24 protein-coding genes are annotated in these 23,219 nt (G+C 62.0%); 19 read left to right on the forward strand and 5 right to left on the reverse strand.

Annotated elements, in window-relative coordinates; genetic code table 11:
• Positions 1-109 precede the first annotated feature (109 nt).
• The 4 genes from N2604_RS29630 (at position 110) to N2604_RS29645 (ending at position 4,396) form a co-directional block, all read left to right on the forward strand.
• Positions 110-1,003, forward strand: a complete 894-nt coding sequence (locus tag N2604_RS29630) for a branched-chain amino acid ABC transporter permease (RefSeq protein WP_260371581.1) — start codon at positions 110-112, stop codon at positions 1,001-1,003.
• A 3-nt stretch (positions 1,004-1,006) separates the two neighbouring features.
• Positions 1,007-2,080 carry a branched-chain amino acid ABC transporter permease gene (locus N2604_RS29635; RefSeq protein WP_260371582.1) on the forward strand — a complete coding sequence of 358 codons (1,074 nt, stop codon included), beginning with the start codon at positions 1,007-1,009 and terminating at the stop codon, positions 2,078-2,080.
• A gap of 43 nt (positions 2,081-2,123) precedes the next feature.
• On the forward strand, positions 2,124-3,404 hold the full coding sequence (locus tag N2604_RS29640; RefSeq protein ID WP_260371583.1) for an ABC transporter substrate-binding protein: 1,281 nt from the start codon (positions 2,124-2,126) through the stop codon (positions 3,402-3,404).
• A gap of 152 nt (positions 3,405-3,556) precedes the next feature.
• On the forward strand, positions 3,557-4,396 hold the full coding sequence (locus N2604_RS29645) for an ABC transporter ATP-binding protein (RefSeq protein WP_260371584.1): 840 nt from the start codon (positions 3,557-3,559) through the stop codon (positions 4,394-4,396).
• A 12-nt stretch (positions 4,397-4,408) separates the two neighbouring features.
• Here N2604_RS29645 and N2604_RS29650 read toward each other — a convergent pair whose 3' ends face one another.
• Complete coding sequence (locus N2604_RS29650) at positions 4,409-5,551, reverse strand: AGE family epimerase/isomerase (protein ID WP_260371585.1); 1,143 nt, start codon at positions 5,549-5,551, stop codon at positions 4,409-4,411.
• An 86-nt stretch (positions 5,552-5,637) separates the two neighbouring features.
• Between N2604_RS29650 and N2604_RS29655 the strand changes: the two genes are divergently transcribed.
• The 6 genes from N2604_RS29655 (at position 5,638) to terL (ending at position 11,374) form a co-directional block, all read left to right on the forward strand.
• A complete protein-coding gene (locus tag N2604_RS29655; protein WP_260371586.1) occupies positions 5,638-6,861 on the forward strand; it encodes a phenylacetate--CoA ligase family protein in 1,224 nt (407 codons plus the stop codon).
• 309 nt (positions 6,862-7,170) lie between these two features.
• On the forward strand, positions 7,171-7,800 hold the full coding sequence (locus N2604_RS29660) for a hypothetical protein (protein ID WP_260371587.1): 630 nt from the start codon (positions 7,171-7,173) through the stop codon (positions 7,798-7,800).
• Between the two features lie 356 nt (positions 7,801-8,156).
• Entirely contained in the window at positions 8,157-9,491 is a 1,335-nt protein-coding gene (locus tag N2604_RS29665) for a DNA modification methylase (protein WP_260371588.1), read from the forward strand.
• Positions 9,492-9,508: 17 nt separating this feature from the next.
• Positions 9,509-9,949, forward strand: coding sequence for a DUF5681 domain-containing protein (locus N2604_RS29670; protein ID WP_260371589.1), 441 nt, complete (start codon positions 9,509-9,511; stop codon positions 9,947-9,949).
• 5 nt (positions 9,950-9,954) lie between these two features.
• Positions 9,955-10,938 (forward strand): hypothetical protein, encoded by a 984-nt coding sequence (locus N2604_RS29675; RefSeq protein WP_260371590.1) that lies wholly within the window; start codon positions 9,955-9,957, stop codon positions 10,936-10,938.
• The gene (gene terL / locus N2604_RS29680) at positions 10,898-11,374 is read left to right on the forward strand and encodes a phage terminase large subunit (protein ID WP_260371591.1); all 477 of its coding nucleotides are present in this window, start codon (positions 10,898-10,900) and stop codon (positions 11,372-11,374) included. The genes N2604_RS29675 and terL overlap by 41 nt, the downstream gene beginning before the upstream one ends.
• Positions 11,375-11,436: 62 nt before the next feature.
• On the opposite strand, the gene N2604_RS29685 is transcribed toward terL, so the two are convergent.
• Positions 11,437-12,006 carry a hypothetical protein gene (locus N2604_RS29685; protein WP_260371592.1) on the reverse strand — a complete coding sequence of 190 codons (570 nt, stop codon included), beginning with the start codon at positions 12,004-12,006 and terminating at the stop codon, positions 11,437-11,439.
• A gap of 109 nt (positions 12,007-12,115) precedes the next feature.
• On the opposite strand from N2604_RS29685, the gene N2604_RS29690 reads away from it, so the two are divergent.
• Positions 12,116-12,376, forward strand: a complete 261-nt coding sequence (locus tag N2604_RS29690; RefSeq protein ID WP_260371593.1) for a helix-turn-helix domain-containing protein — start codon at positions 12,116-12,118, stop codon at positions 12,374-12,376.
• A 100-nt stretch (positions 12,377-12,476) separates the two neighbouring features.
• Here the strand turns inward: N2604_RS29690 and N2604_RS29695 are convergent, their stop codons facing one another.
• Positions 12,477-12,923, reverse strand: a complete 447-nt coding sequence (locus N2604_RS29695; RefSeq protein WP_260371594.1) for a hypothetical protein — start codon at positions 12,921-12,923, stop codon at positions 12,477-12,479.
• A gap of 189 nt (positions 12,924-13,112) precedes the next feature.
• On the opposite strand from N2604_RS29695, the gene N2604_RS29700 reads away from it, so the two are divergent.
• The 5 genes from N2604_RS29700 to N2604_RS29720 all read left to right on the forward strand — a co-directional run bounded on the left by N2604_RS29700 (position 13,113) and on the right by N2604_RS29720 (position 17,810).
• Entirely contained in the window at positions 13,113-13,973 is an 861-nt protein-coding gene (locus N2604_RS29700) for a YqaJ viral recombinase family protein (protein ID WP_260371595.1), read from the forward strand.
• Positions 13,957-15,096, forward strand: coding sequence for an ERF family protein (locus tag N2604_RS29705; RefSeq protein WP_260371596.1), 1,140 nt, complete (start codon positions 13,957-13,959; stop codon positions 15,094-15,096). Before N2604_RS29700 ends, N2604_RS29705 begins: the two co-directional genes overlap by 17 nt.
• On the forward strand, positions 15,093-15,671 hold the full coding sequence (locus tag N2604_RS29710; protein WP_260371597.1) for a hypothetical protein: 579 nt from the start codon (positions 15,093-15,095) through the stop codon (positions 15,669-15,671). The genes N2604_RS29705 and N2604_RS29710 overlap by 4 nt, the downstream gene beginning before the upstream one ends.
• Before the next feature lie 319 nt (positions 15,672-15,990).
• Positions 15,991-17,562 carry a recombinase family protein gene (locus N2604_RS29715; protein ID WP_260371598.1) on the forward strand — a complete coding sequence of 524 codons (1,572 nt, stop codon included), beginning with the start codon at positions 15,991-15,993 and terminating at the stop codon, positions 17,560-17,562.
• 68 nt (positions 17,563-17,630) lie between these two features.
• Positions 17,631-17,810, forward strand: a complete 180-nt coding sequence (locus N2604_RS29720; RefSeq protein WP_260371599.1) for a hypothetical protein — start codon at positions 17,631-17,633, stop codon at positions 17,808-17,810.
• 271 nt (positions 17,811-18,081) lie between these two features.
• On the opposite strand, the gene N2604_RS29725 is transcribed toward N2604_RS29720, so the two are convergent.
• Complete coding sequence (locus N2604_RS29725) at positions 18,082-18,294, reverse strand: hypothetical protein (RefSeq protein ID WP_260371600.1); 213 nt, start codon at positions 18,292-18,294, stop codon at positions 18,082-18,084.
• A gap of 690 nt (positions 18,295-18,984) precedes the next feature.
• A complete protein-coding gene (locus tag N2604_RS29730) occupies positions 18,985-19,521 on the reverse strand; it encodes an HAD family hydrolase (protein WP_260371601.1) in 537 nt (178 codons plus the stop codon).
• A gap of 491 nt (positions 19,522-20,012) precedes the next feature.
• Between N2604_RS29730 and N2604_RS29735 the strand changes: the two genes are divergently transcribed.
• The 3 genes from N2604_RS29735 (at position 20,013) to N2604_RS29745 (ending at position 23,196) form a co-directional block, all read left to right on the forward strand.
• Positions 20,013-20,729 carry a TVP38/TMEM64 family protein gene (locus N2604_RS29735; protein ID WP_260371602.1) on the forward strand — a complete coding sequence of 239 codons (717 nt, stop codon included), beginning with the start codon at positions 20,013-20,015 and terminating at the stop codon, positions 20,727-20,729.
• A 429-nt stretch (positions 20,730-21,158) separates the two neighbouring features.
• Complete coding sequence (gene gmd / locus N2604_RS29740; protein ID WP_260371603.1) at positions 21,159-22,244, forward strand: GDP-mannose 4,6-dehydratase; 1,086 nt, start codon at positions 21,159-21,161, stop codon at positions 22,242-22,244.
• Positions 22,225-23,196 carry a GDP-L-fucose synthase gene (locus tag N2604_RS29745; RefSeq protein WP_311739672.1) on the forward strand — a complete coding sequence of 324 codons (972 nt, stop codon included), beginning with the start codon at positions 22,225-22,227 and terminating at the stop codon, positions 23,194-23,196. Before gmd ends, N2604_RS29745 begins: the two co-directional genes overlap by 20 nt.
• The last annotated feature ends 23 nt before the right edge of the window (positions 23,197-23,219 follow it).

A 23,219-nucleotide genomic window follows, 5' to 3' on the forward strand; every position in this document is an offset into this window, starting at 1 on the left:
CGTCACTGCGGAGACAACCCCTCACCCGGCTTCGCTTCGCGAAGCAACCCTCTCCCACAAGGGGAGAGGGTGCACCGTCATTGTTTCTGCATTTTGCGCGGATATCGGCATGAACACCGCCTTCCTCATCCAGCTCCTGGTCAACGGCCTTGTGGTCGGCACGCTCTATGGCGTGGTCGCGATGTCGTTCGTGCTGATCTACAAGGCGACGCAGGTCGTCAACTTCGCGCAAGGCGAACTGCTGCTGGTCGGCGCCTGGGTGTGCTGGGCCTTGCTTGCGAAATACCATGTGCCGTTCTGGATCGGCATGCCGATCACGCTGGTGTTCATGTTCGTGTTCGGCATCGCGGTGCAGGTGCTGATCCTGCGGCCGATGATCGGCGAGCCGATCATCTCGGTGATCATGGTGACGATCGGCCTCTCCACCGTGCTGCAGGCGACGCTGAAATGGATGTTCGGCGTCAATCCGCAGCCGTTCCCGCGCGTGTTCGAGAGCCAGTCGGTCAGCCTGCTCGGACTGCAGATCCAGACCGTCTATGTCATGAGCCTCGTCGTGTCGGTCGCGATGATGATCGGCATGGCCTGGTTCTTCCGAGCATCGAAGTACGGCCTTGCGATGCGCGCCACCGCGTTCAACCAGCAGGTCGCGCAGTCGCTCGGCATCTCCGTGAAGAGCGTGTTCGCGATGGCCTGGGCGATCTCGGCGACCGTCTCGGCGGTGGCCGGCGTCGTGGTCGCCGTGGTCAACGGCGTATCGTCGGGACTGTCCGCCTACGGCATCAAGGTGTTTCCGGCGGCGATCCTCGGCGGACTCGATTCCGTCGGCGGCGCCGTACTCGGCGGCATCATCATCGGCCTGCTCGAGAATGTCGCCCAATATGTCGACAACGAGTATCTGCATTGGGGCAATCTCTACGAGATCGCGCCGTTCTACGTCCTCATCATCGTGCTGATGATCAAGCCTTACGGCCTGTTCGGCACCCACGACATCGAGCGGATCTGACCCATGGCCGGCCCTGCCCTCATCCCCGCTGGTGATTTCCGCACAACCTACGCCGCGGACACCACGATCTTCCCGACCACCACCAGCCGCAATTTCGCGATTCTCGGCGTCGCGCTGCTCTGCCTCGCGCCGCAATTCTTCAGCGGCTATTGGCTCAGCATCTTGATCCAGATCGGCATCTTCTCGATCGCGGCGCTGGGCTTGAACATCCTGGTCGGCTTCACCGGCCAGATCTCGATCGGGCACGCCGCCTTCTTCCTGCTCGGCGCCTTCACCTCGGCCTACATCTCCAACAACGCGCCGATCCCGGTGTTCCTCGCGATCCCGCTCGCCGGCGTCATCACCGCGCTCGTTGGCCTCGTCTTCGGCATTCCGGCGGCGCGGCTGAAGGGGCTCTATCTCGTCATCGCGACGCTCGCCGCTCAATACATCCTGCTCGACTTCTTCTCCCGCGCCGAATGGTTTTCCGGCGGCTCGGTGCCGGCGAGCGCCGAGCCGTTCTCGATCTTCGGCTACACGCTGCGCGGCGACAAGCAATATTTCTACGTCGTGCTGGCCTATGTGCTGGTGAGCTACATCCTCGTCACCAACCTGATGCGCACGCGCGACGGCCGCGCGCTGGTGGCGATCCGCGACCATTATCTCTCCGCGGAGATCATGGGCATCAATCTCACCAAGTACCGCACGCTGTCGTTCGGTCTTGCCGCCTTCTTCGCCGGCATCGCAGGCGCGCTCTATGCACACTATCAGCTCGTCGTCTCCCAGGAGGGTTTCGGCATCGAGCGCTCGATCCTGTTCCTTGCCATGATCATCATCGGCGGCACCGGCTCGATCATGGGCACGCTGATGGGCACCGCCTTCGTCGTGCTGCTGCCGGAGTCGATGGAATGGATCAGCCTGCATTTGAAGGGCGGCGCGATCGACAAGGCGCTGTCGCTCAACACCAACATCACCTTCCTGCGCGAGATCGCGATCGGGATGATCATCATCGCGTTCCTGATGTTCGAGCCCGATGGCCTCGCGCATCGCTGGCGACAGATCAAGGCGTACTGGAAACTCTACCCGTTCTCGCATTGAGCGCGGGCGACTTCACTTTAACGATAACAGGAGGAACCAACCCATGAAGACAAGATCCTTTTTGAGCACCGCTTCCCTCGCGTTTGCGATCGCAGGCTTTGCGGCCAGCGCGCAGGCGCAGATCGCGGTTGGCCATCTCGCCGACTATTCCGGTGCGACCTCGGACGTCGGCACGCCTTATGGCCAAGCCGTGGCCGACACGTTTGCCTGGATCAACAAGAACGGCGGTATCGGCGGCAAGCAGGTCAATCTCGACAGCAACGACTACGGCTACCAGGTGCCGCGCGCGATCGCGCTCTACAAGAAATGGTCTGGTGGCGAGAAGGTTGCCGCGATCATGGGCTGGGGCACCGCGGACACCGAAGCGCTGACCGGCTTCGTCGCACAGGACAAGATTCCCTACGTCTCCGCCTCCTACGCGGCGGCCCTGACCGATCCGGAAGGCGTGAGCGGAAAGGCCAAGCCCGCCCCCTACAACTTCTTCTACGGCCCCAGCTACTCGGATGCGATGCGCGCATTGGTGACCTGGGCCGCCGAGGATTGGAAGGCCAAGGGCAAGAGCGGCAAGCCGAAGTTCGTCCATATGGGCGGCAATCATCCCTATCCTAATGCGCCGAAGGCGGCCGGCGAGGCGATCGCCAACGAGCTCGGCTTCGAAGTGCTGCCGCCGATCGTGTTCGCGCTGACGCCCGGCGACTACAGTGCGCAGTGCCTCAGCCTGAAGAGCTCCGGCGCCAATTACGCCTATCTCGGCAACACCGCCGCCTCCAACATCTCCGTGCTGAAGGCCTGCAAGGCCGCCGGCGTGGATGTGCAGTTCCTCGGCAATGTCTGGGGCATGGATGAGAACGCCGCCAAGACAGCGGCCGACGCGGCCGACGGAGTCGTGTTCCCCCTGCGCACGGCGGTGACCTGGGGCGGCAACGCGCCGGGCATGAAGACGGTGATGGAAATCTCGAAAATGTCGGATGCGAGCGGCAAGGCCTATCGCCCGGTGCACTACATCGCCGGCGTCTGTAGCGCGCTCTACACCAGGGAAGCGCTCGACTGGGCCGCCAAGAACGGCGGCGCCACCGGCGAGAACGTCGCCAAGGGCTTCTACCAGAAGAAGGACTGGGTGCCGGCCGGCATGGAGGGTGTCTGCAATCCCTCGACTTGGACCGACAAGGACCATCGCGGCACGCTGAAGGTGGACCTCTATCGCACCAAGATCTCGGGCGCGACCGACAGCGACCTCAACGATCTCATGGCCAAGGGCGCGATCAAGCTCGAGAAGGTCAAGACGGTCGAGCTGCCGCGCAAGCCGGAATGGCTGGGGTGGTGAGGCCCTAACGCGTCGTTCCGGGACGATGCGAAGCATCGGACTATGGTGCGCAATTGCGCACCTGAGAACCTCGAAATTCCGGGTTCGGTCCTGCGGACCGCCCCGGAATGACAGGATCGGGCCGCGACGACACCAAGAGAGAGTAACTGACCATGAGTGAAACGGCTCAAATCGAGCGTCCCTCCCCCAGCATCGTGCCCGCGCCGCCCCTCCTCGCCGTGCGCAACATCGAGGTCGTCTACGACGACGTCATCCTGGTGCTGCGCGGCCTCAGCCTCGACGTGCCCAAGGGCGCGATCGTGGCGCTGCTCGGGGCCAACGGCGCCGGCAAGTCGACGACGCTCAAGGCGATCTCGGGGCTGCTCAAGACCGAGGACGGCGAAGTCACGCGCGGCGAGATCCTGTTCGAGGGCGAGCGGATCAACGGCATCGATCCCGACAAGATCGTCCGCCGCGGCATCTTCCAGGTGATGGAGGGCCGGCGCATCGTCGCCGACATGACGTCGCTCGAGAATCTCAAGCTCGGCGCCTTCACCCGCAGAGACCGCGAGGTCGATGCCGACCTCGACATGGTCTTCGGCTACTTCCCGCGCTTGAAGGAGCGCACCGGCCTTGCCGGCTATCTCTCCGGCGGTGAGCAGCAGATGCTCGCGATCGGCCGCGCGCTGATGGCGCGCCCGAAGATGATCCTGATGGACGAGCCCTCGATGGGCCTGTCGCCGCTGCTGGTGAAAGAGGTGTTCTCGATCATTCAAAAGATCAACCGCGATCTCGGCGTCACCATCCTCCTGGTCGAGCAGAATGCGCGCGCTGCGCTCTCCGTGGCGAGGCACGGCTACATCATGGAGCAGGGCAAGGTCGTGCTCGACGGCAGCGCCGACGAATTGCGCGACAACGAGGACGTCAAGGAATTCTACCTCGGCGGCGCTGGCGACCAGCGCAAGAGCTTCAAGAACCTCAAGAGCTTCAAGCGGCGCAAGCGCTGGCTGTGATCCACAAAGAGCTTAGCCGAGTACCTGCTCCGCTTCCGTGACCGCGCAGAGAACATGATAGAACGACGACGCAGGAATGGTGTCGATCAGCGATTTGCCGTCGCGATCGAACTGGTCGTACCAGCCGCCCTTCACGGGATGGCTGAGATAGTGCCGTTCGAGCCGCACCAGCGCCGCGCGCGCCTCGTCCGCCGCACCCGCCTCGCCGGACTCGGCCTGCGCGATCCACGCCTTCGCGATCTCGGTCTGCGGCCACAGCCGGCGCGTGCTGCGGCGGATGTTGCCGCTTGCGTCGCCCTCGTCGACGAGGCAGCCCGTGGTCTCGTCGCGATAGCGCAGCGAGGTCTCCAGCAATTCCGCACGCCGCTGGCCGGTCGGGCAGCCTGTCATGCGTTCAAAACCCTTCAGCAGCCAGACCCATTCCGCCTGGTGGCCCGGCTCGACGCTGACCGGCTCGATCTTCGACCAGTCCTCCTCGAAATACTCCGACAAGACATGCTTCTGCTTGTCGTAGAGGTTGGCCAGGAACAGTGCGAAGAATTCGCCGGCACGGTTCTGGAACGACAGATCGTGGGTCGCGTCGAAACACGCGATCATCGCCTCGAACAGATGCATATGGGGGTTCTGCCGGCGCGGCAGCGAGACCGGAAGGCCCTCGTGAACGCCGCCATGCGGCGAGCGCAGATGGCCGTCGAGGAAGGCGAGCAGCGCATCGATCTCGGCGCGGACCTGCGCATCCTGATCGAGCGCATAGACGCTGGCGAGCGCAAACAGGATGAAGGCGTGGTCATAGGCATCGCGCCGGGCATCCAGCACCGATCCGTCCGGGGTCAGCCGGTGCACATAGCCGGGCCGGCCGTCGGGCGCCTTCGCTTTGGCCAGCAGGTGCTCCAGCCCCTTCAGCGCAATGGCGCGCCCGTCGGGATACCAGCCCATCTGTGCCGCCTTCGCGTAGCACCAGATCTGGCGGGCCTGCACGAACACGCGCCGGGGCGCGGCCGCATCCGCCGCGCCGTCGCGGTGCAGCCTGTCGATGAAGCCGCCTGCGGCGTGATCCCAGCCGACCGTCGACCACAGCGGCAGCGCCTCGTCGATCATACGGCGCTTCAGACGTGCGACGACGTTCGACGCCGCAATGATTCCTTCGTCCGCCATCGGGTCCCTTTCAAGCCTCGCCAATGGCGGTCTGATAGCCATGCCGGGGGCGGTACGCAACGGATGCCAACACGGAAAGAACAGCCATGACCGCCCATTACGACGCCCGCGAGACGCGCGAGCAAGCCGCGCGCGAGGCCGACCTGTTCGTCCGCCTCCCGGAGGTGCTGCGAGCCGCGATGGCCGCCCCGGCCTATGCCGCGCGGCTCAAAGGCTTCGATCCCGCCGCCGTGACCTCCAGGGCGGCTCTGGCGGACCTACCGGTGTTGCGCAAGTCGGAACTGCCCGCCCTGCACAAGGCCTCTGCGCCCTTCGGAGGCTTCGTGGCGGGGTCCCCGAGCTCGTTCCCCCGCCTCTTCACCTCCCCCGGCCCGATTTTCGAGCCGGAAGGGCGGCAGGCCGATCCCTGGCGCGGCGCAAGGGCGCTGTTCGCAGCCGGGTTCCGTCCCGACGATATCGTCCTGAATACCTTCAGCTACCATCTCACCCCCGGCGGTTTCATCTTCGACGCGTCGGCGCGCGCGCTCGGCTGCGCTGTGATCCCGGCCGGCCCGGGCAACACAGAACAGCAATTCGAGCTGATCGAGGCCTACCGGCCGGTAGGCTACAGCGGCACGCCGGATTTCCTGAAGATCCTGCTCGATGCCGCGGCAAGCTCGGGGCGTGACGTTTCCTCGATCAAGCGCGCGCTGGTCTCGGGCGCTGCGTTCCCGCCCTCGCTCCAGGCCGAGATCAAGGGGCGCGGCATCGACGCCTACCAGGCCTTCGGCACCGCCGATCTCGGCCTCATCGCCTTCGAGACCGAGGCACGCGAAGGCATGGTGGTCAACGAGGACCTGATCCTGGAGATCGTCAAGCCCGGCACCGGAGTGCCGGTCGCGCCGGGCGACGTCGGCGAGATCGTCGTGACCTCGCTCGACCCGCACCATCCCTGGATCCGGCTTGCGCTTGGCGACCTCACCGCCGCGCTGCCGGGCACCAGCCCCTGCGGTCGCACCAACATGCGCATCAAGGGCTGGATGGGCCGCGCCGACCAGACCACCAAGATCAAAGGCATGTTCGTCCGTCCCGAGCAGATCGCCGAGATCGGCAAGCGCCATTCCTCGCTCGGAAGACTACGCCTCGTCGTCACACGCCAGGAGGAGACCGACGCGATGACATTGAGGGCGGAAACGGCGGCCGCGAGCGAAGCGCTACGCGAGGAGATCGCCGGCACTTTGCGCGCCGTGACGAAGCTCGGCGGCAATGTCGAGCTGGTCAGCCCCGGCGTGCTGCCGAATGACGGCAAGGTGATCGCGGACGAGCGCTAAAGGCCCCCAACCCCAATGCGAACAGGGAATTCTACAGGGAAACCCTGTGGCGCAGCAGCGCGATTCGCGCCAAAAATAGTGCAACTCACTGAAGTTCTTATTGTTTTTGAGTTGGCACGGCACACCGATACAGGGTATGTCCCGCTACCGAACAGGGAATTGGGCTCGACCAAACCGGGAAATCCTGCGGGGCCGCCCATCGCGTTGGCACCTTCGTGCAGTCGAGAGCGTTAACCTTCCGTTACTTACTGGTTCTCCTCACCGCCACATCCATCCGGCAATCACTGCACTAATAATTGGGGGCTTATGATGGAATACGAGATTGCGCCTGCGAGCTATCAACCTTATCAATCCAAATGGATCTTCCGTCTGGCCGAGGCTGCGGAATGGCTGGCAAACGCGACCGGCATTTCACTCGAGCAGGCCAAATCGGATATCTGCCGCGCCCTCTCGGACGGTGTCATCGACTTCCTTGCCGAATTGGCGTGCCATGCAGCCAGGAGCCAGCGCTCCGACTCCAAGGCCGGTCCCGCCAATCTTGAAATTCCGAGAATGCTAAAATCTGAGGATTTCGACTGGGAGCAGTCGCGCCCCCGGTCGCCCTGGTGGCTCCATGCTTTGCACCGTCATGAGCACGGTCTATGGCATCTGGCATCAATCGAGCTCTCAAGACCTGATCTTAAGAAGGCTCTATTGGCCGTGGCGGCGACCAACAATGTGCGCAGCAAGCACGACCAGCGCACAAGGCAGCGCGTACGCCCGCACCGCGAGGCCGCCGACCGCGCCATTATCGCCCTCTGGCCCGATGGCGTACCTTCGCCGCTCCTTTTGCCCAACAAACGACTGGTCGACCGCGTCGGCCAATGGCTGAAAGAGCAGAATATCAAGATCGCTATTTCGTCTGATACAATTTTGAGAGCCGCCGGCAGCCGCAAGTAAGGCATCGGGTTTTGCTCTGTTGCTGCTCGATGCGCTTCCCCCGCTAGCGGGTAGCCAACCGGCGCCCGTAATCCGGACCTCCGGTCGGCCGTCGCTCGATCAGAACCGTTAGCTGACGCGATCCACCAAAGCGCGGCAGCGCTCCGGCAATCGGCGTTGGATCGCTGAGCGAACCAGGCGGCGAATGCGCCGAGCGCGTCCGCAAGCTGCCCGTCCGCCTCTCGCAGCATCACTTCCGTCAGCCAATGCGCAGCGGCAACTACGGCAGCAACGGCATTGCCTTAGCTGCTCCACGACAACTGCCTGTCGTCGGCCTTATCCTCGCGCAAATCAAATTGCGACGAGTGGAGAGACTGATGACAACAGCAAAAGAACTTAAGCGGCAAGCGCCGGACATTTTTCGTGAGCTACAGATCTTCAGCAAGCCGCTCGACGAGCTAAAGCCGCCGCGGGGACGCGACATTCGCCGCCATCCGCCGGTACAAATCCAAAAACTCGTGGAGTGCCTGCAAGCTTACGGGCCCGTAAGGCCGATCATCATCGGTCGAGACGACCGCGTAATCGACGGCTGGGCCTTGGCGCTCGCCGCAAAACAACTCGGCTATCGCGACTTTCCGGTCTCTGACATCTCCGATCTATCCGAGGCCAAACAGCGCGGACTCAGGGTGTCACTCAACAAGATGCCAGAATATGCTGAATGGAATGACGGAGAGCTAAAGCTTGAGATCGAGGAGATTTTCGCACTCGATTCGAATGTCACGCTCGGCTTCGAGGTCGGAGAACTCGATGCCATGCTGGACGATGGTGGGCTCGACCAGGAGGACCAGCTTCCGCCAGTGGACGAGCAGGCTGCTGCCCTGTGTCAGGTCGGTGACCAGTTCGTTTGCGGCAACCAGATTATTCAAGTGGGCGACGCGCTCAAATTCGACAATTATACCAAACTCCTTGAAGCCGACAGAGTCGGCATGACGTTCATGGATCCGCCCTACAATGTGCCGATCAACGGCCATGTGACGCGATCGAACGCTACTGCGCACCATGACTTCCCCATGGGAAATGGCGAGTTCTCATCCGGTGAGTTTCAAGCCTTCCTGGAAACCTCTTTGGGCCACGTGGCGAAGCTCTCCCGTGACGGCTCCATGCATTACGTTTGCATGGATTGGCGTCATCAACGCGAGCTACTTGCCGCTGGAGATTCCGTGTTTACCGAGCTCAAGAACGTCTGCGTCTGGAACAAGAGTATTGCTGGTATGGGCTCGTTGTACCGGTCGCAACACGAGTTCATCTTCGTCTACAAATTCGGCACCGCGCCGCACGTCAACAACATTGCGCTCGGCCGTCATGGGCGCAACCGCACCAACGTCTGGAATTACGTGAGCCAGAGCGCACTGAGCCGGACGTCGAAAAGCAAGCCGTCCCTGCATCCCACCGTCAAGCCGGTCGCCATGGTCGCCGACGCCATCCGCGATTGCTCCAATCCGGGCGACATCATTTTGGATCCGTTTGGCGGCGCTGGCACCACGATGATTGCCGCTGAAAAGACCGGCCGTCGCGCGCGCCTGCTCGAACTCAATCCGCGCTATGTCGACGTGGCGATCCAACGCTGGCAGCGCCTGACCGGCAAGACGGCCTATCACGCCGAGACCGGCCGGCCCTTTTCGGCCGGCGCCGCAGCAGCACATTCAAAGTGACAGGCTAGAGACGCACCATGGTCGAGCGCATACGTCCAAACCCGGACAAGAAGATGGGCACCACTGAAGCGGACGGCACCGAGGTCGGCTCCCGCGGGGCATCAACCGGCGCGGTGGGCTACGGCAACCCGCCCAAACATTCCCAATTCAAACCGGGGCAATCCGGTAATCCCAAGGGCCGCCCAAAGGGCAGCCGTAATTTCAAGACCGATCTCCGCGAGACGCTGCAGAGTCCGGTAAACGTAACCCAACATGGACGCGAAAAAAGAATCACCACCCAGCGCGCCACTCTGGAAATGTTGCGCGCTAAGGCGCTCAGGGGAGACCAGCGCGCGCTGGAACAGCTGATCCGTCTCTTGGAAAAATACGACGAACCAGAAGCGAGGATCGATGCGCCCCTGGGCACAAGCGACCAGGCCATTCTCGACGCCTATGTCCGACGTAGCTGCGAGGTTTAGAAATCATGGACGCGAAGATTTTCTCGGCGTTACTGCGCGCGGATTTCCACTCATTCGTCTGGAAATGCTTCAACACCATCGCGCCTGACGCGACCTATATCGACAATTGGCATATCGAGTCCCTAGCCTACCACCTCATGCAGGTGCAGGAAGGCAAAATCCAGCGCCTGCTCGTCAACATGCCGCCGCGGGCGCTGAAATCGATTTGTGTGTCAGTGGCCTATGTCGCGTGGCTACTCGGCCACGATCCGCGTCGCCGGATCATCGTGGTCAGTTATTCCAACGAGCTGGCCCTTGAGCTGCACCGGCAATTCAAGATGGTCATCGACTCCGAGTGGTACCAACGGGCCTTTCCAGCCATGCGGCTGGCCAAGGACACCGGCCTTGAGGCAGTGACGACGCTGGGCGGTTGTCGCTACGCCACCTCGGTCGAGGGCACATTGACCGGCCGGGGTGCCAACCTCATTATCATTGACGACCCGCACAAGGCGGATGAGGCCCTTTCGCCGAAAGCGCGAGCCAAGATCATCAATTGGTACCAAGGCACATTGGTGTCGCGTTTGGACGACAAACAATCGGGCCAGATTATCGTCGTCATGCAACGCTTGCACCCCGACGATCTGTCCGGCCACTTGCTCCTGACCGAAAACTGGTGCCACCTCAATTTGCCGGCCATCGCAACGGAGGATTGCGCCATCCCGCTCGGACCGGGCCGGGTCAAGCACTGGCGCTGCGGCGAGCCGCTCCAGCCCAAACGAGAGGATTCCGAGCTTCTCGAATCCATCAAGCGCGAGATCGGCAGTCAGAGATTTGCGGCGCAATACCAGCAGCAGCCAGTTCCGGACGGCGGCAATGCCCTCAAACGTGAATGGTTCCTAACCTATGAGCAGTGCCCGATGCAACAGCCTGGCGACCGCATCGTTCAGAGCTGGGATGTGGCGGCCGCGATTGGCGATAGCAACGACTATTCCGATCTGGCTGAAGCGTAAGGCCAGATATTATCTGCTCGACGTCTTTCGCGCCCGCCTTGCCTACCCCGACCTGCGCCGCAAAATCCCCGAGCTGGCGCGCGAGTTTGGCGCCGATACGATCCTGATCGAGAGGGCTGGATTTGGTCTTTCGCTGTTGCAGGATCTCCGGACCGATCCACCGCACGGCATGCCCCAGCCGATCGGCATCGTGCCCAAGGGCGACAAACAGGACCGGCTCGCGGCGCAGTCGGCGAAGATCGAGGCGGGCCAGGTTTTGCTCCCGGGCGAGGCGCCGTGGCTGGCGGATTTTCTCCACGAGGCCCTCGCCTTCCCCAACGGCCGGCACGATGATCAGGTCGATAGCCTCAGCCAATTTCTCTATTGGGTCTCGGATCCATGGTCGGAGCCGGCGATTGAGGTCGGGCTGCCAATCTTTGGCGGTCCCGACGATTGAAGATCACGAGCTCAGCATCGGATGCGACCAGCCCTTGGCTCATGGACACACAGTGTGTTTCGTCACGCCTCGATGTCGATCGTCGCCTCATAGCGTCGCAATTGGATACGGCCGGAGCTGTTTAAACCAACAAGCCGCTGCGCGCATTTCAGCTGCCGCCGAACCAACGGAACGAGAGCGGTTTCGATCGCCGCGGCGTCCGGCACGGCCATGGCGAAATCAAATTCCTCGTTGTGAATCAGAAAACGTCGTCCCAGCGACTCAAGACCAACCACCACGAAGCCATAGCGCAGATAAGGATAGATGGCCTTGTGTTTGGCCGCCTTGGCCGAATACAGGAGCACATCGTGGGAGCTGAACGAAGTCGCCTTGAGTTCGATCACGACCAGCGGCACCATTTGCTTGAGTGACCCGCATGGCTTCGAAATCAGAATGTCGGTTTGAAACGCGTACTGTCCGCGCGTCGGACTGTCGCCATGGCGGTGGCTGACCTCGCCAGAGGGAGCAACCTCGATCTTGTAGAGCAGGTTCTGGCCGAGCTCGATGCGGCAATTGGGCAGGTGCAATGCCAGGCTGGTTTGCACCCGCAAGGCGGCCCGTCGCTCGGCCGCTTCCTTGTTCTCTGATGCCATGCCCATCCCCCGTGGAGTGCCTTGGTCAGGCACAACGCTACTATCCTTTTTTGGGATAATCCAATCTTGGGATCAAATTGCCTGCCGCCCAGTCCCAGCCCCGGCGGCCATGCAAAAATCCCTCAGATCCGCGCAACATGCCCGCCTGATCGAACTTCTTGTCGCAGCGCGACAGAAGGCCGGCATCCGCCAGCATGCTTCGGCCAAGAAGCTCGGCCGGCCGCAATCGTTCATCGCCAAATACGAGGGCGGTGAACGGCGGATCGACATCGTGGAATTTGTCGCCATCGCCCAAGCGCTGGGCATTGATCCCGTGAAGCTGTTCCGGGACTTTCTGTCGGCAAAAGCGCGTGGTTCACCGCCCAAGTAAACCCAGGCGCTAAGCCCATCAACCCTTCGGTGCGCGGTCGAGGAGCGTTGCCGCAGCCATCGGGGGGCCAATTTCCAGAACGAAGCCAGCTGGCCTTGCCTCACTCGCGTGCCAAACCTAGCACACGAAGCGTCCGCTTCTGCTGCACCAAAGCAGCGCGGTCGTAGCGCTCCAGCCCTTGAAGCCCCTTCAGATCTGCCGGCAGCGGGCCGGTCAGAAGCGCGGCCAACATCGCCTGCCGCAGGCTGCGGATCCGCAGCCGCGCGAGCTTGGAGCGCGCAAGCGCCATCGCCGCGTCCGCCGAGACCTGATGCCCGAGCCTCGAAGCAATCGCGACGGCAAGATTCGCCGCCTCGGCAGGATCGCTGATGGCGCTGCGCGCCAGCCCATGACGCAGCGCGTTGCGGCTGGACCTCGTCTTGCCACCCGCCGTTTTCGGCCCGGTGCTGCGCTTGGCGTTGCTGCGATTGGCTTCGATTTGTCGAATTGACGTCATCTCTGAGCGCCTCGGCCGGGGCGGGTTGCGGCCCCCGAAGGCTCGCTCCAACCTCCTGAAACCTCAAGGCTTTTGGCGCCGAATGAAGGGCAAAATTGCTGCAGAAAGGACTGGCATTCCCGCGCAAAAGGAGCGTTAATCACCGGACCGGCCTTTCGGCCCTTGGGCCCGGTCTCTCCCCTCGCAGTGGCGGGGGTTTTGGTGGTGCGGCGGCAAGCCGCGTCAACCAAGGAGAGACCGGTGACCACGATTGCAACCAACGGCGCCGAGGCGCCCCGCTCCGTCATCACGTTGAACCGCCACGACCGCCGCGCCTTCATTGGCGGCTCCGACGCGCGCATCATCATGGGCGACGACCACGAGGCGCTGCTTCGCCTGTGGCGGGAAAAGCGCGGCGAGATCGCGCCGCCAGATTTGTCCCGCAACCTGGTGGTGCAGCTTGGCCTCGCCACCGAGGCGCTCAACCGCGCCTGGTACCAGGCCGCCACCGGGCACGCGGTCACCGACATCCAGAAGCGGGTGCGGCATCCCGTCCACGGCTGGATGGCGGCCACGCTGGACGGCATCGTCGCGCAAACCGGCGCGGTGTTCGAGGCCAAATTCATGCTGCCCTGGGGCTTTGCCGAAGAGGTGGCGGCGGAGAAGCACATGGCGCAGCTGCAGCACAACATGTGGGTGGTCGCGGCGCGCGCGGCCGTGCTCTCGATCATCACCGGCGGCGGCAAATGGCTCGAAATCACCGTGCATGCCGACCCGCTCTATCAGCACCTGCTGCTGACTGCGGAGAAGAAGTTCTGGCGCTGCGTGCAGAGCGGCGAGCCGCCGCTGCTGTTCGGCATCGAGACCCCACGGCCGCGGCTCGCCGCCGTCAAGGTCGTCGACATGACCGCCTCCAATGTCTGGGCCGAATGTGCGGCGATCTACCTGCGCACCCGCGACGCCCATGCCGAGCACGAACTGGCCAAGGCCGAGCTCAAGAAGCTGCTGCCGGAGGATGCCAAGGAGGCGTTTGGCCACGGCGTGCGCGCCAAGCGCTCCAAAGCCGGCGCCATCAGCTTTGATCCGGTTGAGATGGAGGCCGTCCATGCATCAGGCCAGTGAGCATATCGGCGCGATCGCGGCGGCGCTGGCGCGCGCGCAAGCCGAATTGACCAACCCGGAAAAAACCCTGACCGCTCAGATCCGCTCGCCGTTCCTGCGCGATGACGACCGCACCTTTCGCTACGCCTCGCTGGCGAGCGGCCTCGACATCGTGCGCAAGACCTTGAGCCAGCAGGAGATCGCCACCATCCAGACCACCCGGGTCGAGCCAACCAGTGGCCACATCCACCTCACCACCCTGCTCGCCCATTCCTCCGGCGAGTGGATCTCCTCGGACTGGCCGGTCTGCGCCGCCCGGGACATCGAGGCGCCGCATCGCATGGGGGCGGCGCTGACCTACGCCCGGCGCTACGCCCTGTTCGCGCTGGTCGGGATTGCCGGCGAGGATGATCTCGACGCCCCGGACACGGTCGCCGGTCCACCGCCCACCCTCAAGGCCGCGCCCGGCAAGGGCGCGCTCAACCATGCGCCGGTGCTGCGGCCGGACGAGTCCGCCGCACTCCGGGAGCAGCTGTTGCGCCAGCTCGAAGCGCTGCCGGCCAGCACCGATCTGCTCGGCTGGGCCAGGGCGAGCCTCCCGCTTAACAACAGCCTGCAGGAGCCGGATGCCCGGCGCGTCGAGGCCGCCTATCAGGCCAAGCTCGAGGACGCGGCCCGGACTCCGGCCGAGCAACCGGCCGACTTGGGTGGCGCCCCATCCCTGCCAGCGGCGTCTGCTGCGGACACCCAGGCCGCGCTGCAGCCCGCGCTCGCCGAGGCTGGGCTCGCCCATCCCAAGGAGCCGCCGCGCAAGCGCAGCAAGGCGCACCTGCTGTTTGTCCGGGAGCAACCCTGCCTGGTGTGCCGGCAAACGCCATGCGATGCCCATCATCTGACATTCGCCCAGCCGCGGGCGCTCGGGCGCAAGGTCAGCGATGAGTTCACGGTGCCGCTGTGCCGCGCCCATCACGAGGAGCTGCATCGGCATGGCAACGAACGGGCGTGGTGGGCCAACCTGCAGATCGCGCCACTGCCGCTCGCGCAGGAGCTGTGGGCGGCGAGCCCTGTGCATGGTTCGGCCGACAGCGCGGCCGGCGCCGCAGCCGTTCTCGCCAACCTCGGCGCGGAGGCCGCACCCCGATGAACGGCCCCTTCCAAACCGCACGCGAGCTGACCGCCACGGCGCTCCCGGCCGAGTTTGCGGCCTTGGCGCCGCCGCCCCTGCTGCTGCCCGGCGAACATCTCGACCATTACCTGGCACTGCGACAGGCCATCTTTGCGGACCTTGCGCCCCGGTCCGCCATCGAGTGGCTGCTGGCCATCGATGTGGCCGAACTGTCCTGGGAGATCCAGCGCTACCGCATGTTGCGGCACAGATTGCTCAAGACCTATCGCCAACAGGCGATCGAAACGGCGCTGCGGCACATCGACATGGTCGGGATCGATCCCGACTTCGAACCCCAGGCCGAATACTACACGCAGCAAAATGCCCTGAGCTGGCGCACTGACCCAATCGCTGCGACCGAGATCGAGGCGCGGCTTGCCGCCTATGGTTTCGATCAAGACGCCGTCACCACCGAAGTGTACGTCCAGGCGCGCGAGGTCCTGGTGCTGTTCGAAGGCCTGCTCAACGCCGCGCAAACCAAGCGCACGTTGCTGCTGCGCGAGATCAGGCATCAGCGCTTCGTCAGCGCACCGATGCGGCGGCCGCGCCTCTAAAGCAGATCGAGCTAGATCGTCAATGCCACTGCGACCGTAAGCAGTTCGGGAAGCGCCACGCATTGCGCATTGGCATTGCGAGGCGGACCGGCTGCGTCTTGCCCGGCTGATCACGCCGATCAGAGCCACGAATGCCATTCGCAAGCGCAGCAATCCAACTCACGCCGCAAGAGTTTCATCCTTGAAGAGCGACAGCTCAAGTTGTTCTATGTGCTGGTGGCTCGCGTGCTGATGAGGTGAAAATGAGTAATGCGCTCATCCTTCACAAAGCTCACTGCCAAAATCGCTCCTCAGCGTACGGGCAGCGCAATATGTCCGCATGTCAACCGACCGACAGCAGTATTCCATACAAAATCAGGCTGCCGTCATCGCCGCCTACGCCCACGCCCATCATCTGACGCTGGTGCGGACCTACAAGGACGAGGGCGAGAGCGGGTTGCTTATCAAGAACAGGACCGGGCTCCTCCAATTGCTTGAGGATGTCGAGAGCAACCAAGCCGACTTTGGTCACCTTCTGGTCTATGACATAAGTCGATGGGGCCGTTTCCAGGACGTTGACGAAAGCGCGCATTATGAGTTCGTGTGCAGACGCGCCGGCATTAAGGTTGCCTATTGCGCCGAACAATTCGAAAACGATGGGAGCATGCTCGCGAGCATCGTCAAGAACATCAAACGCGTGATGGCGGCCGAGTACAGCCGCGAGCTGTCAGCGAAGGTCTACGCCGGTCAATGCCGGTTTGCGCGGCTCGGCTATAAACCCTGCGGCCGTGCCGGCTACGCCCTGGTGCGCGAGCTCGTCGACGAGAAAATGCAAACAAGACGCGTGATGAAGAAGGGGGAGCGGAAGTACATCCTCACGGATCATATTCGCATAAGACCCGGTGACCCGAAAGAAATCGCCGTCGTCAGACGGATATTCCAACGATTTTTGGAGGTGAGGTCCGAGACGGTCATCGCTTGGGAGCTGAACCAAAAAGGGCTGGTCTCGAGTACCGGCGCACCATGGACCCGCGCTGCGGTTGGCATTATCCTCAGAAATGAGAGCTATATCGGAAACCTGATCTTCAACCGAAAGTCCCAGAAGCTCCGGCAGGCCACAGTCAAAAATCCTCCTGAACAATGGATCAGAAGCGAGGGCTGCATCGAACCCATCATTGATCGCGAGGTCTTCTTCAGCGTCAGGAAGATGATCGCGGAGCGTCGCGTTGATCTTACGGAGGAGGAGATGCTCGTGCGGCTGCGCAAAACTCTTCTCGAAGAAGGTCGCTTGACGCCGGCCATTATCGATCGAACTCCGGGACTGCCCTGCTCTGCGACCTGCCAAACCCATTTCGGCAATTTTCGAAATCTATATCGTTTGCTCGGTTACACCCCGAAGCGGAATTACGAATTTCTCGACGCCCGTCCCGTCTGGTCTGAGCTAAGGGCAAAGCTCGTCGAACAGGTCGCTGCTGCGATCAAGGCGGCCGGCGGACGCGTCAGTTCAGGCGGCTGGAGCCATTGCCTGCGCGTGAACGGGTCGGCCTGTCTTTCCGTGAGGGCAGCCCGTTGGACACCGCCACAAAAGCCAACCCATGCACCGTACTGGAGCATCGAGCGCGAGGCGTGCCTCCCCGACGGCTGGATCGCAGCCATCCGCCTCGCCGAGCACAACAAGACGGTGCTCGACTACGTATTGTTGCCGACCGATGGCAAAGTGAAACGCACGATCCGCTTTTCCGAGGCAGCGCGAGCGCGCCGAGGAATTGAGCGCTTCAAGACGGCCAATGGCCTCGTTCAAGCCATCACGAGGCGATTGACAAAAGCGGATCCTACTACCCGCACGCCCCGGAGGCAGGGGCGGCCGCGCGCGATGCAATCCAAAACCAGAAAGATCCGCCGGCGACGCTGATTCCGACAGAGAGACCTTGTGCCCACGCTCTGGGTGAGCTTTGATGCACGCATTTAGGACGTGCTATTATGAGCGTTAAGTTGATTGTCGCGAAAATCCTAAGAGACGAACTCACGTCCCTGGGCATCCGGTCACTGACCGTCCAGGAGACTGAGAGAATCGCAGCTCACATTTTCGAGCGGATCATTGACCTTGAATTGGAGCTTGCCGCTCGTGACTTCGCCTCCATGAGCCGCGATCGCGACTAGCCTTCTCGTGCTTTCGCGAGGTGCTGCTGCGACGAGCAGCGCGGCAACGATTGAAGAGACTTGAGCCAGCCCGACCGCCGTGGGTAAGTCGCCACATGAAGGGGCGACTACGAACGTGGTCGCAATCTCAGTTTACTCCCGCCGGCTCCCAAGTCGGGGGGGGCGCGAAGAAATTGATCGTATCAGCGTCCATTCGCGCGATCCGCAGCCCGGAGCAGTGAGAGCCCTTCGCTTCCAGCGGGCACCAGCCTTGTTTAGGAAGCATGTCAGCTTACAGCAGCAATCCCCTCTTGCCGAGCCACGCCAGCGCCGTCGAGCAAGCGGCCGAAAGCAACGCCGCCCAAAACCAGGAGCGCCCACGGGCGGCGGTAACGGAGCGCAGATAAAGGAAGGCTCCAAGCAGCTTCCCGTAGTTCCTTCGGAATTCTCCGTTTAGCTTAGCTAGCTCCGGCAGATCGGACGAAACCTTGCATTGGTCGGCCATTGGCTGGACTCCATTTCCGACTGGACCAGCACCCTATGAACCACTGTTTTGCCCGACGGTGCAAGTTCAAATTTCGGATTTTTCGATATCCTGCGGGGCGCCGGCCGCTAGACGCTGGTAGGTCGCCAACCAAAAATGCTGCTCCAAGTAGCCAGTCGCTTATCTCAAACTTCAATCGGGCCAACGAGGAAGCTCATCGTCGGGCCGGGATCGACGCAGGTTCGGCCGTACCATCGTAGAGCAGGAAAACGCCGTGGTGAGGGCCAGCGCCAGCGGGGGTAAATGTAGTTCATGCCGCCTCCAAGTCTTCGAACTAAATGCCAGCAGTGATACATCTACCCGTCCAATCGCGATGATGTTCTCCGGCTTGAGCCCGCACTGTTGAGTTCCTGCTTCGATACCCAGCCCAGCTTGAGGTCTCATCCCATTGTTCCGCTTCATGCGTTTGAATCCTCGTCGCTGCCGCCACGGGCAGCCTTCACAATCAGCGGCTTCGTCCCGATAGGCCATTCCGATAAGCGTTGCGGCTCGAGGTTGCTTTCCCGGCGCTTATTTTCGGGCCGGTACTCTTCGCTGCGTTTGCCCGATTGGCTTCTATTTGTCATTTTGACGCCAACTTGTCGCCTGATTTCGGCTAGCGATCGAACCATCGAAAAAGCGATGGCATCAATCGCCCTTTCCGCGCCGCCATCACGCGACCGTGCTCGACGCGCGGGGATCGGGAGAGCGTTCATCCAACAGCGGGGTGATGAACGCATGGAGGTTTGCCCCATCAAACAAATAGGCTGCGATGCCGACCGCTTGCGCTGCAGCAAGATCGCTCTGCTTGTCGCCGATCAAGAAGCTCGCACCGACATCTACTGGATAGCGCTCAAGCAGAGCTTTGATCATCCCCGGTTGCGGCTTGCGGCAATTGCAGAGGACACGATATCGCGCAATCAGACCATCGGGGTGATGCGGGCAAAATTCGAACGCATCGATATACGCTCCAATAATAGCAAGCTCACGCGACATCCATTCGTGTAAATTGCGAACGTGCCGTTCTTCATAAAATCCCCTGGCGATTCCTGATTGGTTCGTCACAACAAACGCGAAATACCCGGCGTCATTGACTGCTTTTATGGCCTGTTGGGCTCCGACGACCCACCGAATCTTGTTGGGATCAAAAGTATAGCCATTATCCTCATTGAGGACGCCATCACGATCAAAAAAAACTGCCGGACGCATCTTACGGGCCCAAGTTGCATCGAGAACAGCCGATCTTCCGACAATCTATGCTTCTTTTCAACATGTCACACGATGAGGCAGGATCGTGCTCTGCCAGCGTGCCTTGCGTCTTTCTCTGTGCTCCACATGCGTCGGTTGGCTTCACGGAGTACTATATGCTGCAGAACGCGTTGAGCTGGCGAATGATCCCATCGCTGCGACCGACATCGACGCGCGCCTTGCGTCCTATGGCACCTTTCGGTCCTTAGATCCCTGCGCGCCAGCTGGTCCGGCCCCCGGGGGCGCGTTGGGGGCCGGCGGGGCCCTGCGGTCCTGGATCTCCCTTCCGCTCAGGATCCCTGTTACGAGTACAAGCGCGGTAACCAATACAGTCACCGTCATCCTTTTTTGCATATTGAGGGCCGCAAGGGATCCGAAGATGCGCATTGACCCATTGACCGATCACCTTCAAATACCTAAAGCCGCATGGACGCTCCGTCGCACGGCCCCAGGTGGCTCTGTCCAGCTTCCAGCCGGATTCCGATCCCCCACAAACCTTTTTCGCAATGGCCGCACCTGTGAAGGAGAACCGGCGGGCCTCTGACCCTAAGCATGCAGTCTTAAAAAGAATGAACTCGCCCCTTTTAGATACGATCAGTGCCTGGTTTCAAAATCTCGGCGATCTCACGCCGAGTTCGGTAATGGCGGTCTGCTTCGTATTTTTGATAATGGCTTTTATCGTGCTTCCCCGCACGCCTCTCACTTGCGCCGCCGGTGCCGCCTTTGGCTGGAAAGTCGCCGTAATCATCTTGTTGAGCGGTACCGTCGGAGCTATCCTCGCTTTCCTCACTTCCCGCTACGTCGCGTCGAGCTGGTTTCGAAAAAGGCTTGAGAACAAGCCGAACTTCGGCGTCATTGCACAAGCAGTAGACGAGGAAGGCTGGCGCATTATCGCGCTGATGCGTCTGGGCGTGCCCCTTCCCGGAGCAATTCAAAACTACCTGTTCGGTCTGACGAGGATTGACATCTCAACGTACTCGATCTCGACTTTTATTTTCACTGCGCCGCAAGTGTTCCTGTATTCGTTTCTGGGCGCGACCGGCCGAGCCTCGCTTCTGGACGAAAATCTAGGCATCTCGCTGATCACATTGGCGCTGATCATCCCACTTGTTGCCCTTATAGGATGGCGGGTAAGAGCCTTACTGTCGCGGCGAGCGCCACTGGCCTAGACGCGCGAGTTCGCTCACGCTCGAATTCAACGGCCGCCGAGCGCGCAGCGACGGCCCATTGCCAAATGCTCCTCATGCTCGGTCCCGGCGGAAGGGGTCTGAAACCGCGCGAACCGGCCGGTCTTGTATTTCGCCGCTTATCCCAAGGTGGGCCTAACAGGAACCACTGCTAAACCCTCAACTTTGTCCCTGGGGCGGGCTAGCGAAGACTTAGATTGTGCTGTGATGCTGCTCGTGATCCTGCTGCCAAACCGTGAGGCGGTTGCTGACCGCCCGCATCTCCCCCTTCGTTGATAGGCAATTGCTCGGTGACGTATATCGCCTACAAACGGGTGCATTTGCTTGACAAGCGGACGATGCTGGAAAACAAGAGACAAGAAAGTAGGCTAGCAGTCTCATCGATCCCAAATCGGTCGCCTGGACATCGTTATGAATGCTCAAGACTCCAAACAACGCATCGCCTTAATTACCGGCGTGACTGGACAGGACGGTGCGTATTTGGCCGAACATCTGCTATCGCTCGGCTATGTTGTGCACGGCATCAAACGGCGCTCGTCGTCATTCAATACCGCCCGCGTCGACCATCTCTACCAGGATCCGCATGTCGGGGAGGTGCCGTTCCTGATGCACTATGGCGACATGACAGACTCGACCAACCTCATCCGACTCATGCAGCAGATCAGGCCGACCGAGATCTATAACCTAGCCGCCCAGAGCCATGTCGGCGTCAGCTTCGAAAGCCCGGAATACACTGCAAATGCCGACGCGATCGGCGTGCTGCGGCTGCTCGAGGCCATCCGCATCCTCGGCATGGAGAAGGAGACGCGCTTCTACCAGGCCTCCACCTCCGAACTCTACGGCCTGGTGCAGGAGGTTCCGCAGAAAGAGACTACGCCGTTCTATCCGCGTTCGCCCTACGGCGTGGCAAAGCTCTACGGCTACTGGATCACCGTGAACTACCGCGAAGCCTACGGCATGTTTGCCTCGAACGGCATCCTGTTCAACCACGAGAGCCCGATCCGAGGCGAGACCTTCGTCACACGCAAGATCACCCGCGGCGTCGCCCGCATCGAGGTAGGGATCGAGGAAACGCTCTATCTCGGCAATCTCGAGGCCAAACGCGACTGGGGACACGCCAAGGACTATGTCGAGGGCATGCACATGATCCTGCAGGCCGAGAAGCCCGACGACTTCGTGCTCGCGACCGGCGAGACCCGCTCGGTCCGCGAGATGGTCGAGCTGTCCTTTGCCGAAGTGGGCCGTCAGATCGAGTGGCGCGGTACGGGCGTCAAGGAGACCGGCATCGACGGCAAGAGCGGCAGGACGGTGGTGCGTATCGATCCGACCTATTTCCGCCCCACCGAGGTCGATCTTCTCATCGGCGACGCCAGCAAGGCCCGCAAGCAGCTTGGCTGGAAGCCGAAGCGGACATTTGCCCAGCTCGTGCAGGAGATGATGGCGAGCGATCTGGCCGAGGCCAAGCGGGAAATCGCCCATGGCAAGCACCCCGTTTGAAGTGAAGGGCAAGACCGTCTACGTCGCCGGCCATCGCGGCATGGTCGGCAGCGCGCTCGTGCGCCGACTCGCGCAGGAAGATGCGAAGCTCGTCACGACAACCCGCAGCGAGGTCGACCTCTGCAACCAGGCCGCGGTATTCGACTGGTTTGCGAAGACGCGGCCGCAGGTTATCTTTCTGGCCGCAGCGAAGGTCGGCGGCATCGTCGCCAACAACACGCTGCGCGCCGAATTCATCTACGAGAACATCGCGATCGCAGCCAACGTGATCCATGCCGCGCATCAGAATGGCGCGGAGAAGCTGATGTTTCTGGGCTCGTCCTGCATCTATCCAAAGCTCGCGGCCCAGCCGCTGCGCGAGGATTCGATGCTGACGGGGCCGCTCGAGCCGACCAACGAGCCTTACGCGATCGCCAAGATCGCTGGCATCAAGATGGCGGAGGCCTATCGCAGCCAGTACGGCAGCGATTTCATTAGTGTGATGCCGACCAATCTCTACGGCCCCGGCGACAACTACAATCCCGAATACAGCCACGTCGTCGCCGCGCTGATCCGCCGGTTTCACGAGGCAAAGCTTTCAAACGCCGCCAACGTCGTCGTCTGGGGTACCGGCACGCCGCGGCGCGAATTCCTCTATGTCGACGACATGGCGGACGCCTGCGTGCACCTGATGAAGACCTATTCGAGCGCTGAGCTCGTCAATGTCGGCACCGGCGAAGACATCACCATCGCCGAATTCGCCCGCGTGGTTGCTGCCGCCGTCGGCTATCGCGGCGAGATCTCCTTCGACATCTCGCGCCCCGATGGCACGCCGCGCAAGCTGCTCGACATCAGCCGTCTTGCCAAGCTCGGCTGGCGCGCCAGGACCTCGCTGGAAGATGGCATCCGCCGCGCCTACGCGGCCTATCTGGCCGAGAGCCAGGCCAAAGGGCTCTCACAGCCCCACGCCTGACCGGCGAGGATCGTAGCTCGCAT

The organism is Bradyrhizobium sp. CB1015, from assembly GCF_025200925.1.
Lineage (GTDB): Bacteria > Pseudomonadota > Alphaproteobacteria > Rhizobiales > Xanthobacteraceae > Bradyrhizobium.

Bases quoted from the DNA above. Each gene is read 5' to 3' on its own strand.
- N2604_RS29635 (WP_260371582.1), top strand. From the start codon at position 1,007: ATGGCCGGCCCTGCCCTCATCCCCGCTGGTGATTTCCGCACAACCTAC.
- N2604_RS29675 (WP_260371590.1), top strand. From the start codon at position 9,955: ATGGACGCGAAGATTTTCTCGGCGTTACTGCGCGCGGATTTCCACTCA.
- N2604_RS29720 (WP_260371599.1), top strand. From the start codon at position 17,631: ATGAGCGTTAAGTTGATTGTCGCGAAAATCCTAAGAGACGAACTCACG.
- N2604_RS29665 (WP_260371588.1), top strand. From the start codon at position 8,157: ATGACAACAGCAAAAGAACTTAAGCGGCAAGCGCCGGACATTTTTCGT.
- N2604_RS29715 (WP_260371598.1), top strand. From the start codon at position 15,991: ATGTCAACCGACCGACAGCAGTATTCCATACAAAATCAGGCTGCCGTC.
- N2604_RS29640 (WP_260371583.1), top strand. From the start codon at position 2,124: ATGAAGACAAGATCCTTTTTGAGCACCGCTTCCCTCGCGTTTGCGATC.
- N2604_RS29705 (WP_260371596.1), top strand. From the start codon at position 13,957: ATGCATCAGGCCAGTGAGCATATCGGCGCGATCGCGGCGGCGCTGGCG.
- N2604_RS29685 (WP_260371592.1), bottom strand. From the start codon at position 12,006: ATGGCATCAGAGAACAAGGAAGCGGCCGAGCGACGGGCCGCCTTGCGG.
- N2604_RS29725 (WP_260371600.1), bottom strand. From the start codon at position 18,294: ATGGCCGACCAATGCAAGGTTTCGTCCGATCTGCCGGAGCTAGCTAAG.
- N2604_RS29710 (WP_260371597.1), top strand. From the start codon at position 15,093: ATGAACGGCCCCTTCCAAACCGCACGCGAGCTGACCGCCACGGCGCTC.
- N2604_RS29630 (WP_260371581.1), top strand. From the start codon at position 110: ATGAACACCGCCTTCCTCATCCAGCTCCTGGTCAACGGCCTTGTGGTC.
- N2604_RS29650 (WP_260371585.1), bottom strand. From the start codon at position 5,551: ATGGCGGACGAAGGAATCATTGCGGCGTCGAACGTCGTCGCACGTCTG.
- N2604_RS29730 (WP_260371601.1), bottom strand. From the start codon at position 19,521: ATGCGTCCGGCAGTTTTTTTTGATCGTGATGGCGTCCTCAATGAGGAT.
- gmd (WP_260371603.1), top strand. From the start codon at position 21,159: ATGAATGCTCAAGACTCCAAACAACGCATCGCCTTAATTACCGGCGTG.
- N2604_RS29645 (WP_260371584.1), top strand. From the start codon at position 3,557: ATGAGTGAAACGGCTCAAATCGAGCGTCCCTCCCCCAGCATCGTGCCC.
- N2604_RS29660 (WP_260371587.1), top strand. From the start codon at position 7,171: ATGGAATACGAGATTGCGCCTGCGAGCTATCAACCTTATCAATCCAAA.
- N2604_RS29690 (WP_260371593.1), top strand. From the start codon at position 12,116: ATGCAAAAATCCCTCAGATCCGCGCAACATGCCCGCCTGATCGAACTT.
- N2604_RS29745 (WP_311739672.1), top strand. From the start codon at position 22,225: ATGGCAAGCACCCCGTTTGAAGTGAAGGGCAAGACCGTCTACGTCGCC.
- N2604_RS29655 (WP_260371586.1), top strand. From the start codon at position 5,638: ATGACCGCCCATTACGACGCCCGCGAGACGCGCGAGCAAGCCGCGCGC.
- N2604_RS29670 (WP_260371589.1), top strand. From the start codon at position 9,509: ATGGTCGAGCGCATACGTCCAAACCCGGACAAGAAGATGGGCACCACT.